The sequence below is a fragment of the Pedobacter alpinus genome, assembly GCF_042684645.1.
GTDB classification, from domain to species: Bacteria; Bacteroidota; Bacteroidia; order Sphingobacteriales; family Sphingobacteriaceae; genus Pseudopedobacter; species Pseudopedobacter alpinus.
In genome coordinates this window covers 31,664-47,217 of record NZ_JBHULV010000046.1, presented here as the reverse complement: position 1 = coordinate 47,217, position 15,554 = coordinate 31,664, and the positions used below count along the sequence as shown (strand labels likewise).

14 protein-coding genes are annotated in these 15,554 nt (G+C 33.4%); 8 read left to right on the top strand and 6 right to left on the bottom strand.

What is annotated here, in order from left to right:
* The first annotated feature begins 46 nt into the window (after positions 1-46).
* The 5 genes from ACFSSE_RS13230 (at position 47) to ACFSSE_RS13210 (ending at position 5,137) form a co-directional block, all read left to right on the top strand.
* Positions 47-823 (top strand): SAM hydrolase/SAM-dependent halogenase family protein, encoded by a 777-nt coding sequence (locus tag ACFSSE_RS13230; protein WP_379040402.1) that lies wholly within the window; start codon positions 47-49, stop codon positions 821-823.
* Positions 823-1,104, top strand: a complete 282-nt coding sequence (locus ACFSSE_RS13225) for a putative quinol monooxygenase (protein ID WP_379040403.1) — start codon at positions 823-825, stop codon at positions 1,102-1,104. Before ACFSSE_RS13230 ends, ACFSSE_RS13225 begins: the two co-directional genes overlap by 1 nt.
* Before the next feature lie 2 nt (positions 1,105-1,106).
* Positions 1,107-1,616: a hypothetical protein gene (locus ACFSSE_RS13220; RefSeq protein ID WP_379040405.1), complete on the top strand. Its 510-nt coding sequence runs from the start codon at positions 1,107-1,109 to the stop codon at positions 1,614-1,616.
* A 71-nt stretch (positions 1,617-1,687) separates the two neighbouring features.
* Positions 1,688-3,511, top strand: coding sequence for an ABC transporter ATP-binding protein (locus ACFSSE_RS13215; RefSeq protein WP_379040406.1), 1,824 nt, complete (start codon positions 1,688-1,690; stop codon positions 3,509-3,511).
* 222 nt (positions 3,512-3,733) lie between these two features.
* Positions 3,734-5,137: an MBL fold metallo-hydrolase gene (locus ACFSSE_RS13210; protein WP_379040407.1), complete on the top strand. Its 1,404-nt coding sequence runs from the start codon at positions 3,734-3,736 to the stop codon at positions 5,135-5,137.
* A gap of 1 nt (position 5,138) precedes the next feature.
* On the opposite strand, the gene ACFSSE_RS13205 is transcribed toward ACFSSE_RS13210, so the two are convergent.
* On the bottom strand, positions 5,139-6,002 hold the full coding sequence (locus ACFSSE_RS13205; RefSeq protein WP_379040408.1) for a TIGR02757 family protein: 864 nt from the start codon (positions 6,000-6,002) through the stop codon (positions 5,139-5,141).
* A 75-nt stretch (positions 6,003-6,077) separates the two neighbouring features.
* Between ACFSSE_RS13205 and ACFSSE_RS13200 the strand changes: the two genes are divergently transcribed.
* Positions 6,078-6,590 carry a DUF4251 domain-containing protein gene (locus ACFSSE_RS13200; protein ID WP_379040409.1) on the top strand — a complete coding sequence of 171 codons (513 nt, stop codon included), beginning with the start codon at positions 6,078-6,080 and terminating at the stop codon, positions 6,588-6,590.
* A 64-nt stretch (positions 6,591-6,654) separates the two neighbouring features.
* Here the strand turns inward: ACFSSE_RS13200 and ACFSSE_RS13195 are convergent, their stop codons facing one another.
* Positions 6,655-7,860 carry a cystathionine gamma-synthase gene (locus ACFSSE_RS13195; protein ID WP_379040410.1) on the bottom strand — a complete coding sequence of 402 codons (1,206 nt, stop codon included), beginning with the start codon at positions 7,858-7,860 and terminating at the stop codon, positions 6,655-6,657.
* Between the two features lie 97 nt (positions 7,861-7,957).
* Complete coding sequence (gene proS, locus ACFSSE_RS13190) at positions 7,958-9,430, bottom strand: proline--tRNA ligase (protein ID WP_379040411.1); 1,473 nt, start codon at positions 9,428-9,430, stop codon at positions 7,958-7,960.
* 103 nt (positions 9,431-9,533) lie between these two features.
* Between proS and ACFSSE_RS13185 the strand changes: the two genes are divergently transcribed.
* Both ACFSSE_RS13185 and ACFSSE_RS13180 read left to right on the top strand, forming a co-directional pair.
* A complete protein-coding gene (locus ACFSSE_RS13185) occupies positions 9,534-10,637 on the top strand; it encodes a hypothetical protein (RefSeq protein WP_379040412.1) in 1,104 nt (367 codons plus the stop codon).
* A 14-nt stretch (positions 10,638-10,651) separates the two neighbouring features.
* A complete protein-coding gene (locus ACFSSE_RS13180; protein ID WP_379040413.1) occupies positions 10,652-12,136 on the top strand; it encodes an OmpP1/FadL family transporter in 1,485 nt (494 codons plus the stop codon).
* A 1,031-nt stretch (positions 12,137-13,167) separates the two neighbouring features.
* Here ACFSSE_RS13180 and ACFSSE_RS13175 read toward each other — a convergent pair.
* From ACFSSE_RS13175 to nadC, 3 genes are read right to left on the bottom strand one after another with little or no spacing between them, the layout of a single operon-like run.
* The gene (locus ACFSSE_RS13175; RefSeq protein ID WP_379040414.1) at positions 13,168-13,968 is read right to left on the bottom strand and encodes a M48 family metallopeptidase; all 801 of its coding nucleotides are present in this window, start codon (positions 13,966-13,968) and stop codon (positions 13,168-13,170) included.
* A 14-nt stretch (positions 13,969-13,982) separates the two neighbouring features.
* Complete coding sequence (gene plsY, locus ACFSSE_RS13170) at positions 13,983-14,630, bottom strand: glycerol-3-phosphate 1-O-acyltransferase PlsY (RefSeq protein ID WP_379040415.1); 648 nt, start codon at positions 14,628-14,630, stop codon at positions 13,983-13,985.
* 41 nt (positions 14,631-14,671) lie between these two features.
* The gene (gene nadC, locus ACFSSE_RS13165; RefSeq protein ID WP_379040416.1) at positions 14,672-15,520 is read right to left on the bottom strand and encodes a carboxylating nicotinate-nucleotide diphosphorylase; all 849 of its coding nucleotides are present in this window, start codon (positions 15,518-15,520) and stop codon (positions 14,672-14,674) included.
* Between the last annotated feature and the right edge of the window lie 34 nt (positions 15,521-15,554).

Here is a 15,554-nt window from a genome sequence, read left to right as displayed (position 1 = left end):
CATTAATCTTGTGATACAAGATTAAGAATAAATATTCACAATATTGATGGCAATTATTACTTTAACCACAGATTTAGGTTATAAAGATTTTTATCAGGCAGCGTTAAAAGGTAGTATTTTAAATACACTACCTACAGTGAATATTATTGACATTACCCATGAGATTGAAGCATTTAATATTTCTAAGGCTGCATTTTTATTAAAAAACAGTTTTTATTACTTCCCAAAAGAAACTGTACATTTAATTGGCATTGATACTGTTTACAGTGCCGCTAATAAATATTTGGCTGTTAAATACCGCGACCATTACTTTGTTGGGTCTGATAATGGTATATTTTCTTTAATTTTTGAAGAAACACCACAAGAGGTTGTAGAAATAAACATTTTACAAGATTTAAAGTTTTTACATTTTCCGCTTGCAGATATTTTTGTAAAAGCCGCTTGTCATTTAGCTGCTGGCGGTTTATTAAAAGATATTGGCGAACGTACTTTTGAAATTGAGCAAAAGATGAATTTTCATCCTGTAATTGAGAAAAACTTAATTAAAGGTTCTGTTATTTTTATAGATTCTTTTGAAAATGTAGTCACCAATATTACTAAAGATTTATTTAATAAAGTACAAGCCGGACGTAAATTTACGTTACATTTTAAACGTAGCGAATCCATCTCTCAGCTTTCTTGGCATTATGATGAAGTGCCTGAAGGAGAAAAATTATGCTTATTTGGTATATCAGACCATTTAGAAATTGCAATTAATAAAGGGAAAGCGAGTGGCTTATTAGGGCTAAAAGCTAACGACACCATTTTAATTGATTTTCATTAATGATTTTGCGATTGGTTAAAATGCACTTTATAGAAACAGAAATACATTATTTTAAAACTATTTTTGAACAAGCGCAACCAAAAATATTAGAAATGCCAGGTTGCAAAAGTGTTGAATTAAAGCAAGACCTTAATCAACCTCAAGTGTTCTTTACTTTAAGTAATTGGGAAAGTATTAACGATTTGGAGAATTACAGAAACTCTGAGTTATTTATAAATACTTGGAAAAAGGTTAAACCTTTATTTTTACAAAAAGCAGAAGCTTGGACATTTAATTCTTAATTATGAAAAATTTACTCTTAATATTATTAACCCTATTTTCTTATAAAGCTTTTTCTTTTCAAAATGCAGATAGTTTAGCTTATGAATTACAGAGAAATAAAATTAATAGCATGTTAGATGCTAAAGCCGCAAAATACGGTCAGTTTTCTGAAAGCTTAAACCAAAAAACTGGAATTTTTGGTTTAAAAACTAAAAAAGATATGCAAAAAAGCATGGATATTTTGCAAGCTATTATTGAAACTGACAATGCAATATTAAAAGAAACAAAAACGCTCTTAGATTTTAAGACCTACCAACAAGAAACGATAAGTTATAAATCAAAAGAATCTGAAAGTAGAAATTTAGCTTACATGAGTACCATTAATAAGCTTCAAACAGAAAACGAATTGGTAAAAGCCGAATTGAAAGAACAGCAAAAAAGTAAAAAATTTTACCAATTGGTAACTTTTGCTTTGGCTTTGGCAATTATTAGTTTCGCTGTGTTTGCGTTCCGTAAAATTTCTCTAAAATAACTTAAAACCTAATTTTAGTTTTAATTTCGTAATAATTTAATAGGCATGGTTTGCCTAAACAACTCTTATAAATGGCAAGAAACGGATTAAATAGCAGCTCATCCCCTGCTCAAGAATTCTCAAAATCAAAAATAAATTCAGAAAACATAAAGAAAATAAGTGCTTTAATTAGTTACATAAAGCCTTATCAAACAAAATACATTATTGGTACCGTATTTTTATTAATTAGCAGTGGTGGCGCATTGTTGTTTCCTGCTATTATACAGGTAATGATTGATGTAGCTACTGATAAAGCTCCAAAATATGGTTTACCAAATTCTATCAACCAAATTGGTTATATCGCTTTTGCAATTTTATTTATACAAGCTTTTGTTTCTTTTTTTAGGATAAGGTTATTTGTTGAAGTTGCTGAAAAAGCTTTAGCTGATATTAGAAGAGATACTTATTTTAAGATGATTACCTTGCCAATGAACTTTTTTGCAAACAGAAGAGTTGGCGAATTAAATAGTAGAATTTCGGCAGATTTATCACAAGTTCAAGATACTTTAACCACCACCTTAGCAGAAATGGTGAGGCAAATTATTCTTTTGGTTGGTGGTATTGGCATATTAATTTACGTTTCTGGCAAGCTTACCTTTTTTCTATTATGTATTTTCCCAGTTATAGTTGTGGCTGGTGTGTTTTTCGGAAAAGCTTTACGTAAAATATCTAAAAATGCACAAGATAAATTAGCAGAATCTAATACCATTGTTGAAGAAACACTACAAGGTATTTCAAACGTAAAAGCTTTTGTAAATGAAGCTTTTGAAGCAAATCGTTATGAAAAAAGCTTACAAAAAGTTGTGAAAATTGCTTTAAAAGGTGCTAACTATCGTGGCCTTTTTGCTTCCTTTATTGTTTTTTGCTTATTTGGAGCAATAATGGGTGTTTTATGGTATGGTGCTGTTTTAGTAAAAGAAGGCAGTTTAAATGTAGCAGATATTGTTGCTTACCTTTTATATTCGTTTTTTGTGGGTGCTGCAATGGGTAGTTTTCCTGAGCTTTACGCTAATGTGCAAAAAGCAATTGGTGCTTCTGAACGAGTTTTAGAGATTTTACAAGAAGAAAACGAACCTATCTCAATAAAAGAATCTGAAAACGAAATTAAAGAAGTGTTAAAAGGTAATTTATCTTTTAACAATGCAATTTTCAATTACCCATCAAGAAAAGATATTACTGTTTTAAATGGCGTTTCTTTTGAAGCGAAGGCAGGAGATAAAATTGCAATTGTCGGTCCATCTGGTGCAGGAAAATCTACCATTGCCAGCTTAATTCTTAAGTTTTACAATTTAATAGAAGGTGATATTTTGTTTGATGGTAAATCGATCAAAGATTTAGCACTTACAGATATTAGGCAGCAAGTTGCGATAGTACCACAAGATGTGATTTTATTTGGAGGCACTATAAAAGAAAATATTGCTTATGGTAAATTAAGTGCTACTGATGATGAAATTATGGAAGCCGCTAGAAAAGCAAATGCACATCAGTTTATTACTGGTTTTCCAGAAGCTTACGAAACTGTAGTTGGAGAAAGAGGTGTTAAATTATCTGGCGGACAGAGACAGCGAATTGCTATTGCAAGAGCATTATTAAAAGACCCTGCTATTTTAATTTTAGATGAAGCTACTTCCTCTTTAGATTCAGAATCAGAAAGATTGGTGCAAGAAGCTTTAGAAATTTTAATGAAAAACAGAACTTCTATCATCATTGCCCACCGTTTATCAACCATTAGAGAAGCGGATAAAATTATTGTTTTAGATAAAGGCATAATTGTAGAAAGTGGTAACCATCAAGAACTTTCATTAATTGAGGACGGTTTATACAAACGTTTAAGCTCTTTACAATTTGAGGTTTAAGATTGAATAAAGAAAGGAAGAATAGAATGAGTGAAGGATGAATGTGGGAATTATTCAATACTATAAACTAAAATAGGTTTTGCGTTAACGACAGAAATGGCATCCTTTTTTGCCGCTGATACGTGAGCAAATGGCAAAAAAGATATAATGGAAGGCGTGTTAAAACGCCCAAATAAAACAATCGCTGAAATCTGTGTAATCAGAAAAAACCTTTAACTAAATATGAAATTAACAATTTGGGGAGCGGCTCAACAGGTAACCGGCAGTATGCACCTTTTAGAGGTGGAGGGTTATCATATTTTAATAGATTGTGGTTTAAATTATGAAGGCGGAGTAGAGCTTGCAGAAAATGAAAACTTTCCGTTTTTTCCGTCTGATATTGATGTAGTTGTTTTAACCCATGCCCATATTGACCATAGTGGTAATATCCCTACATTAATAAAAGCAGGTTTTGAAGGACAAATTTTATGCACCTACCCTACTGCAGATTTAACACAATTATTGTTATCAGATTCTGTAAATATATTTTTAAGGAAACAAGATAATAAACGTGGCCGAGGAAAATTTAAACATAAAAGATTTGTAAACAACAACAGTCAGCCACTTTATTTACAAAGGCATGTAAATGATACCGCTGATAGAACCGTTGCAATAGCTTACCATAAAGAGTTTAAAATTAATAACAACATTACGCTAAAGCTGATACCAACTGGTCATTTGTTAGGTGCAGCTGCTGCGCATTTTACCATAAATGATAATGGGGTACAAAAAACCATTGCCTTTACAGGCGATATTGGTCGAGCTAATTACCCTGTTTTAAATAACCCTGAATATCTACCAGAAACACAAAATTTAGTTTGCGAATCTACTTATGGTGGCAGGTTCCATACTGCAAAAGAAAGTTTACAAAACACCCTAATTAATGTGATTACAGAAGCTTGTATTGACCAACCCGGCAGGTTAATTATTCCAGCTTTTAGTGTTGGGCGTACGCAATCCTTGGTTTTTACCCTCAACAAAATATTTACAGCAGGGCTTTTACCTCCAATTCCTGTTTTTGTAGATAGCCCAATGGCAACTATGGCTACAGATATTTACAGAAAACACCATGCTTATGTTAGCGAAGAGGCAAGATCTTTTTATAACAAAAATGGTAGCGAATTTGAATTTGATAATCTAAGCTACGTTAAACAACTAAAGGAAAGTAAAGAGATAGCTAATTACTTTGAACCTTGTATCATCATTTCATCTGCTGGAATGCTAGAAGGCGGCCGCATACAAGACCATTTATTCCATAACATTCAAAACTTATATGCTACTATTTTCTTCATCGGTTTTTGTGCCAGAGGAACTTTAGGCCATCGTTTATTAAGAGGAGATTCTTTTGTAAATATTAAAGGCAAAGAATTAGCTGTATTTGCGACCATCAAAAAAACTGATTTATTAAGTGGACATGGAGACCATCAAGATATTATGGAATATGTAACTAAAATACCTAACCAGTCTTTAAAGAAAGTGTTTTTAGTGCATGGCGAGCTAGAGAGCATGAACGCCTTAAAGGTAAATATGGAGCTAAATAGATTGGAAGTTGTAATTCCTGAAAAAGGGATTACTTATGAACTATAATCTAAAACTTCTCTTCTACACCCAATCCAAATAAAGCATAATCATATTTCACTGGGTCATTTGCATCTAATTGTCTTAAGTTTTGAGTCAGCTCTAAAGCGGTTTGCCAATCGGTTTGCTTTCTGCTAATTAAACCTAATTTACGGGCAACTCTATCAACATGTACATCACAAGGGCTAATTAATTGGTTCGGTTTTAATCTATTCCAAATCCCAAAATCAACGCCTTTATCATCATCACGCACCATCCAACGTAAAAACATATTTAACCTTTTACAGGTAGATTTTTGAGCTGGTGAAGAAACGTGTTTAATAGTACGACGTGGAAAATCCTCCAAAGAAAAAAAGTAAGACCTAAAGAAGTTTAAATTACTTTCAATAGTATTTTCAGCTAAATCAGAACCAAAACTAACAGTATGTTTTTTAAATTTTGAAATGCTGTTAATCTCCTTAAAACTAGACCTAAATTCCCCTTCTGCAAATGGCAAAAAAGCATCTTCTAAAGAATCAAAATTGCTGTAATGCTGACGAAAAAAATGAATAAAATATAATGTATCTGTAGCGTTAAAGGTTCTATGTTTAAAGTTTAAAAACCTTTTTAAGTCAGTTTCCTGATGGTTGATGATAAAATCATGAGGTGCACCATCCATTAAAGTAATGAGTTCTTTACATTTGTTTATAATGGTAATTCTTTGACCCCACGCTAACATGGCACTCCAAAAACCCATAATCTCTATATCCTGTTTTTTTGTAAATAAATGCGGAATACAAACCGGGTCGTTAGTGATAAATGATGGCTGGTTATATTGAATCACCTTAGCATCAAGAAAGTCTTTTATATTTGGGAAATTAATGTGAATATTCAACGTTAGGTATTTAAGTTTTCAAACATAAAACTGTTGTTATAACAATTTGTTTAAATTTATAATCTAAATATTAAAATGATGTATAAATTATTGATAAAAAATAAAATCGTTCTTGGTTTTTCTATTTGTATCCTTTTTGTTTCGTGTCTTAGTCAAAAAGAAAAGGCAGCATATAAAAAATCTGTTGAACAAGCTATTACAGAAAATAGATTTAGATTTATTCCTCAACAAGTGAATCCTTTAAGAGCCGGTTTAATAATATCACCACAATTATTACAACTTGATGGTACATATAGTTTAAAGGTGACTCCAGATAGCCTTATCTCCTATTTACCTTATTTTGGAGTTGCACAACAACAAGTTGATTATGGAGGTAGAGATAGTGGTTTAAGTTTTACAAGTACAGATTTTACATATAATAAAAAGGATGGTAAAAAGGGAGGTTATGAAATTACCATTCAGCCAAAAAATAGTAACAATGCAAGAACAATGTATTTAAGTATTACTGAAAGCGGTACAGCTACACTAAATATCAATAGTAATAACCGAGACGCTATCAGTTTTAATGGTGTTATTGAGGCTAAATAAAAATTTAAAATATCAAAATACAAAACCTTAGCTTTTAGCCTTGAGCATTAAGCTTTAAGCCTATTTAAGCTAAAGCTTGTCTTAAATCATCAATTAAATCTTCAATATCTTCAACGCCTACACTTAAACGTAAAAGATTATCAACCACACCTACTTTCTCTCTTTCTTCTTTTGGGATAGAACCATGCGTCATACTTGCGGGGTGATTTATTAAAGACTCTACTCCTCCTAAAGATTCGGCTAAAGTAAATACCTTAAAAGATCCTGAAATTCTAAAAGTTTCGGCTAAATCTGCATCTTTCAATACAATAGATATCATTCCACCAAAACCACGCATTTGCTTTTTAGCAACTTCATGATTAGGATGATCTATAAAACCAGGCCAATAAATCTTTTCAATTTTAGGATGATTTCTTAAAAAAGCAGCTACTTTTTCGCCATTTTCACAATGAGCCATCATTCTTAAGTGCAAGGTTTTTATCCCACGCAAAACCAAAAAAGAATCTTGCGGACCAGGTGTTGCGCCACAAGCATTGTACATAAACCACAGTTGCTTGTACAACGCTTCATTATTGGTTAATAATGCTCCCATTACCACATCAGAGTGACCAGCAATGTATTTAGTTACAGAGTGCATCACCAAATCGGCACCTAAATCAACTGGGTTTTGTAAATATGGAGATGCGAAAGTATTATCAACTACTAATGTTAAACTATTAGATTTGGTAATAGCCGCAACAGATTCAATATCAACAATCTGCATCATTGGATTGGTAGGTGTTTCTAACCAAACCATTTTAGTATTTTCGTTAATAAAAGCAGAGATATTTTCAGGATTTGTTAAATCTATAAAATGAAACTTAATGCCATAGTTTGCAAAAACCTTGGTAAAAATACGGTAAGAACCACCGTATAAATCATTCCCGGTAATTACTTCATCACCAGGTTTTAACGTTTTCATTACGGCATCTGTAGCACCCATCCCGCTTGAAAAAGCTAAACCGTATTTACAGTTTTCTAAAGCTGCCATACAATCTTCTAAAGCTTTACGAGTTGGATTTGTACCCCTAGAATACTCGTACCCTTTATTATCTCCTGGTGTTTTTTGCCAATAGGTAGAAGTTTGATAAATAGGTGTCATTACAGCTCCAGTAGTTGGGTCTGGATGCTGACCTGCATGTATTGCTTTAGTTGCGAAACGTAATTGCCTCACCCCAACCCTCTCCGAAGGAGAGGGAGTACTTATATTGTTGTTCTTGTTTTCTGTCATATCTAGTTTATTAAAATTTACATTTTACTATCAAATTCAATTTCCACAGAATAAGAAAAGTCCTTCTCCTTCGGAGAAGGATTTAGGATGAGGCCCCTTAATAAGCCAAAGCAAATAACACTCTTTCTTTAGAAGGTTTACCTGTTACCATACAGACTCCTTCTTCTTGTTTGTTGTTTAAAGGTATGCACCTAATTGTTGCTTTAGTTTCTTCTTTAATTTTCGCCTCTGTTTCTGAAGTACCGTCCCAATGTGCAGCAATAAAACCACCTTTTTCTGTTAATACTCGTTTAAATTCTTCATAAGAATTTACTTCAGTGGTCATTTCAGTTCTGTAATCTAATGCTTTTTGATAAATATTATTTTGAATCTCTTCTAATAAGTTTTCAATTACGTCAGCAATACCATCTCTAGAAATAGTTTCTTTTGTTCTGGTATCTCTTCTTGCTATCTCAATTGTATTACTTTCTAAATCTCTGCCACCAAATGCCAACCTAACCGGAACACCCTTTAACTCATACTCGGCAAATTTAAAACCAGGTCTTTGTGTATCTCTATTGTCATATTTAAAAGAAATTCCTTTGGCTTTTAAAGCCGATGTAATCTTTTCAACCTCCGCAGATATTTTAGCTAATTCTTCATCACCTTTATGAATTGGAACAATAACAACCTGTATAGGAGCCAATTTAGGAGGCAATACCAATCCTTGATCATCTGAATGCGCCATAATTAAAGCACCCATTAATCGTGTAGAAACACCCCAAGATGTAGCCCAAACATACTCCTGCTTTCCTTCTTTAGTAGTAAACTTTACATCAAAAGCTTTAGCGAAATTTTGACCTAAAAAGTGGGAAGTACCCGCTTGTAAAGCTTTGCCATCTTGCATTAAAGCTTCAATACACATGGTGTCTAAAGCACCTGCAAAGCGTTCGTTAGCTGTTTTTTTACCTTTTATCACCGGCATAGCCATAAACTCTTCAGCAAAATCCGCATATACATGTAGCATTTGTTCGGTTTCTGCAATAGCTTCTTCAGCAGTTGCATGTGCAGTATGCCCTTCTTGCCATAAAAACTCAGTAGTTCTTAAAAATAGACGCGTACGCATTTCCCAGCGTACCACGTTAGCCCATTGGTTAACTAATATTGGTAAATCTCTATAAGATTGAATCCAACCTCTGTAAGTGTTCCAAATAATGGTTTCAGATGTTGGACGAACAATTAATTCCTCTTCTAACTTCGCATCCTCATCAACAATAATATTTCCGTTGCCATCGTTCTTTAACCTATAATGAGTAACTACGGCACATTCTGTAGCAAAGCCCTCAACGTGAGAAGCTTCTTTAGAAAAAAATGACTTAGGGATGAATAAAGGGAAATAAGCGTTACTATGACCCGTATCTTTAAATTTTTGGTCTAAAACTGCTTGCATTTTCTCCCAAATGGAGTAACCATAGGGTTTTATTACCATACAACCTCTTACAGAAGAATGTTCTGCAAGATCTGCTTTGGTAACTAATTCGTTATACCAGTGAGAATAATCTTCGGATCTACTTGTTAAGCCCTTGCTCATATATATTTTGGAATAATTTTTGTATTTTTATAAATGTAATTGTACTAGGGTCAAAGTTATAAATTTAATTAGTAAAGCTTAGAGCGTTTAAACCTATTTAGCCATGAATAATATACCAACATACAAAATTTTAGCAATCAGTGCTATTGCTGCGCTGTTTAGTGCTTGCTCTAGTGGCAGATTAGCTACACAAAATACAGACGATGTTTATTTCTCTGATGTAGAGGCGAACAAAATTAATTACGCTGTCAATAATTACTATAGTGAAGATGATAATAACTATGTAGACCAAAATGGTTACGATAGAAATAACGATTCCTATTATGATGGTTATGATAATATATCAAGATTTGACCGTAATAATTGGAATAATAATTTTACATGGAGGGATTATTATTACAACAATAATTTAATGTTTGATCCTTTTTGGGGTCCGCAAAATTTTGGCTTTAATAATTTTTACGGTAATGGCTGGGGCGGTGGATTTGGCTTTAATAACTTCTACGGCAATGGCTGGGGTGGAGGGTTCAATAACTTTTACGGAAATGGCTGGGGCTGGGGCGGTGGATTTGGTTTAGGCTTTAATAATTTTTATGGTAACGGATGGGGTGGAGGATTTGGATTTAACAATTTCGGTTTTGGTAACTCACCTTATTGGGGAATTTACTCCTTTTACCAACCAGGATTTTTTGGTAACGGCTTTATAGGTAATGGTTTTGGAAATCCTTATTTCGGAGGTGGCTTTGGTAGTGTAGGCAGAAATTTAACCCCAAGACCAAACGGAAGTTATGACAATATGAGACCAAGAAATGCGGATGGAGGCTCTATTCAGATGCCACCAAGCAGAAGTCCAAGACCAACTTCTATTGGAAATAATGGCAGACCTTCTGTGGAAAACTCAAGAAATGATGGTTCTTATAATCCTTACGGAAGACCAAGTCGTTCATCATCAGGTTCATCAACTTCAGATAGGAATACTAATAGTCAGCCTGCTAGAACGCCAAGTACCAACAGCAGACCAACTAGACCATCAACTAGCGAAGGAACAAGACAACCAAGTTCTCAACCTACTAGCAGACCAACAAGAAGTGATGCTCCATCAAGTTCACCTTCAACGCAAAGTGGAAGATCATCATCACCAAGCTCTGGTGGTTCATCAAGTGGCGGTGGCGGTTCTTCATCAAGACCAACAAGAGGCGGAAATTAATATATCTATCTAAAATGAAATTAAAAAAACAATTATTATTAGCAGTTTTTATAATTATTGCACAAACTGCCTTCTCACAGTACACAGCGGACGCTCTAAGGTTTTCGCAATTTGAAAACAGTACTACAGCTAGATTTGGCGGAATGGGCGGACAAAAAGCTGCAATTGGTGGTGATATAAGCTCAGTTTATGGAAACCCTGCTGGTTTGGGAATGTTTTCGAAATCAGAATTCAGCTTAACTCCCGAAATAAGGTTTGGAAATAGTGATGTAAACTTTTTAGGTACCGACAGTAAATTAAGTAATTCTAACGTTGATTTGAGTAATGTTGGAGTTGTTTTTCATACCAGAACATACAAAGAAGGTGACTTAAAAAAGGGTTTATTGAGTTTGAATTTTGGTATAGGTTATCAAAAAAGAGCTGCCTACAAAAATAATTATTCATTTGCAGGAGAAACAAACTTAAATGGTTTAGGCGACTTTTTTGCACAAGAATCTAACGCTGATAGGCTTAACGGAACACCAAGAGCTCCAGAAGATTTAATATCTAATGTAAACAATGCAGCATTTGTTTCCTTTTTAACCGATTATAATGCTGCTGGAAACCCTAATTATTTTCCCATAACATTTACAGATACAGACCAAACTTACGACGTCTTGAGAAGCGGAGGTAGCTCTGATGTGAATTTTTCTGTAGGTACTAATTTTAGTAATAAAGTGTTTTTTGGAGCATCTGTTGGCTTATCTTCTTTTAGATACACTTCTATGGAAACAACAAACGAACAAAGCTTATATGTTGACCCAAATAATGGTAATAGTGTAGATTATAATGTTAATTACGCAAGAAATTTTGATACAGAAGGTTCTGGAGTAAATTTAAAATTGGGATTAATTTTAAAACCAACAAAAGAATTAAGGGTAGGTTTAAATTTTGAGTCTCCAACTTGGTTTAGAGTAACAGACAATTATTCGGAAGAGTTTTCTGACAGAAACACAGGTGCATCAGCATCTGATTCGTATCCTTTTGAATACAATTTGAACACTCCACTTAAGTTAAACGGGGGTTTGGCTTATTTCTTTAGCGATAAAGGTTTCTTATCAGCTGATGTAGGTTTTGTTGATTATTCTTCCATTAAATTTAGTTCCAATAACAGTTCGCAAGATGTAAGCTCTAACAGAGATATTATGAGGACTTATCAAAACGTATTGAATTATAGCGTTGGTGGTGAAATTAAATTGGATGAAAGCTTTTTATTGAGAGCTGGTTTTCAATCATCTGGAAACCCCTACAAAGATTTAAATAATTCGGACTATACCATTAATAGTTTTAGTGGAGGTATAGGTTATAGATTTGGCGAGTATTATTTAGATGCAGCTTTAATTAATAGTAATAATTTCTTGGAATATAGAAATTATGCATTAAATAATGGTAACGAACCTAGAGCAGGTATTGAAACAAGAACCAATAGAGTTTCTATAACTTTTGGTGTAAGGTTCTAAAATTAAAATTTTACATAAGCGGGCAAAACTTAAAAACTTTGCCCGCTTTTTATTTGCAATAATTTTGGTTTAAGGGTCATTTTTTAATGGCAAAATACCTCTCCAATTGAAAGTTTATGAGTTTCAATAGGTATCTTCTTTAATTGTGATTCTTTTGTTTCTTTCATCATTCATAAACGCAATTAAAACATACGTATCGTTAAAAAAAACTACTAATCTCTGTCACAAAATTTAAGCTTAAATTAGTTTAATACCTAACAACTCAAAACATTGTCTAGCTTTCTTTTCTTAGAAACTTAAATTGTAATAACGTGAGTTCGATAATTTTTGCTAGTTTCTAATGTCCCAAGCCAAGTTTTTTAATTATTCAAGAGCGTTAAAGATGGAAGCGGCATCCTTTTTTGTAACCCTGAGCGGAGTCGAAGGATAAGCCAAAAAGATACAGCGAACAGCGTGTTAAAACGCCCAAATCATCTTAATTTAATCATTAATTATCGAACTGAGGTTAATAACCTGAGTTCGATTATTATTGAGGATTAATTTTACTAAGTTTATTTAAAGTACAAACATTAATTACAGTTAATTCGCCCTTGTCTGGTGCGGAATAGATGAAACTGCTAAAGCACTTCCGTTCATAGCATCGGACGCAGGCGAGAGTTTTTGGGAACTTTTTTCGGAAAAAAGTGCCTGCCAATGCCCGGCATGAGGGCAGGAAAGCCTGTGCGGTTTTGGATTTAAATTTAAAATTATGATTATTAACATGTTAAATATGAATTAATAATCGAACTGAGGTTAATAGGTAATTTTATTGAAAGTACACCCTAAAAAATCAATCGTTTAATTTAGCTGGTCCAAATAGATATTTGTTTACTCATAGATGAAAGAAACATAATAGGATGAAGATTCGTAAAGAGATTTTCTAAAGTCTTTTTTAAACCTATAATTTAATGTCTTCTCTTTTAAGTTTTAAAACAAAAAAAAGGGTCCTAAAAACATGAAGTTTTCAGGACCTTTTTAAACGTAAGAATAAATTATTTTCTAACGTAATACCTTTGTGCTTCAGGTAAATATTTTTTAATATCCGCAATTCTTGTAGCATCACTTGGGTGAGTACTTAAAAATTCTGCGGGCGCTTGTCCATTACCTTGCGCAGCCATCCTTTGCCAAAAATTAACTGCCTCTTGTGGATTGTATCCGGCCATAGCCATAAAAGTTAATCCTAATCTATCAGCTTCTGATTCCTGCTTTCTTGAATTAGGCAACAATACCCCAGTTTGTGCGCCAATTCCAAAAACTTGGTTAAAAACACCCATACCTGCTTCCGTTTTTGTAACTGCAGATCCAACAATTGCCCCTAAACCTTGAGCTATCATTTGCTGAGAGTAACGTTCATTAGAATGTTTTGCTATAGCATGTGCAATTTCATGCCCCATTACTGTTGCTAAACCTGCATCAGATTGGGTAACTGGTAAAATACCTGTAAAAACAGCTACCTTACCGCCAGGCATACACCATGCGTTAACGTCTTTACTTTCAATCAAATTAAATTCCCAGTTAAAACCAGCAATTTGATTACCGTAACCGTTATCATTCATATACTTAGTTACAGAATTCTGGATCTTCGCACCTATTTCTTTAACTTTTCTACTTTGTGAATTGTTTAAAACTTTGGTGCCTGGGGTTGTCAAAAATTCTCTATAACTACCCGCAGCCATCTGCTGCATTTCTGTATCACTCACTAAATTAGCTTGTCTTCTGCCCGTTAATGGCACAGTAGAACAAGCCATTAATAAACTCGCAGTTCCGATTACTGCAATTGCTTTAATATTCATAAAAATCAATTAATTTAAATTTGTTTCTTTTTAAACAGATTTACTTTTGATTCTTTGCCATGTAAAAGTCTTTCTATGTTTTTTTGGTGAGTTACTAAAATTAATATACAAATGCACATACCGTATATAACTATTGCTTTTACAGATACTTGATAAATAAAAATCACACTAAATGTGAATGTAAAACCAGCACTTATACTACTTAAAGAAACATACTTTGTTAACAACAAAACTATTACAAATACAAGAACGCACAGCAAAGCTGACGGAAGGTGCACTGCCAATATCATACCAAATAAAGTAGCAATACCTTTACCGCCTCTAAAACCTGCAAAAATTGGAAACAAATGCCCCATTACCGCAACTATACCTAATGCTAATTGATAATTTACAAATTGAATAGAATTTTCTGGACCGGTAACAGATAAACCAATAAAAGAAACCAAGTTAGTAGCTGTCCACCCTTTTAAAATGTCTAAAAGCATAACCGGAATTCCTGCTTTTTTGCCTAAAACCCTAAAAGTGTTTGTTGCACCAGCATTTCCACTACCATATTCTCTAACGTCAATTCCGTAAAATGCCTGCCCAATCCAAACTGCTGTTGGAATCGAGCCAAATAAATAAGCCAAAAGCAATGCTCCTATGGAATAAGCAGAAATCATAAAGCTATATTAAGATTAAAATATCTATTTCTCAAAATGTATTAATTAATAACTGCTTTTAAACTCATATCTAAACTTTTTACAGAGTGAGTTAAGGCACCCATAGATACATAATCAACACCGCATTTTGCGTAATCTAAGACAGTATCCTCTGTTATACCGCCAGATGCTTCTGTAATAAACTTACCGTTAATTAATGCCACAGCTTCTTTTAGTTGGCTGTAATTAAAATTATCTAATAAAATTCTATCTACATGCCCAACACCCATTACCTCTTTTAATTCATTTATGCTTCTTACCTCAATTTCAATTTGGAGATTTAGGTTCTTGTCTTTAAGATATTTTAGGGCTGCATTTATAGCTTCAGAGATACCACCAGCATAATCAACATGGTTATCTTTAATTAAAATCATATCGTACAAACCAAAACGGTGGTTTACACCTCCTCCAATTTTTACAGCTTGTTTTTCTAAAAATCTCAAATTAGGAGTAGTTTTTCTGGTATCTAAAACTTTCGTTTTTGTACTACTTATCAATTTCACAATTCTGTTAGTCGTAGTTGCAATACCACTCATTCTTTGCATAGTGTTAAGAACCAATCTCTCTGCTATTAAAATAGATTGAGAGCTACCTGTTACGTAAAAAGCAATATCTCCGTATTTAACAGGAGTACCATCTTTAATTAAAAGTTCAACTTGTAAAGTTGGGTCAACAGTTTTAAAAACTTCCATTGCAAAATCTATACCTGCAATAATACCGTCTTCTTTAATTAAAAGCTTTGCTTTACCTGTTGAAGCTTGCGGAATGGTAGATAATGAGGTGTGGTCGCCATCACCAATATCCTCTTTAAGAGCATTATCTATAAATTGTTGTAATATTTCTTTGTCCAAAATCTATATTTTCTATCCCAAAAATATAAATTTT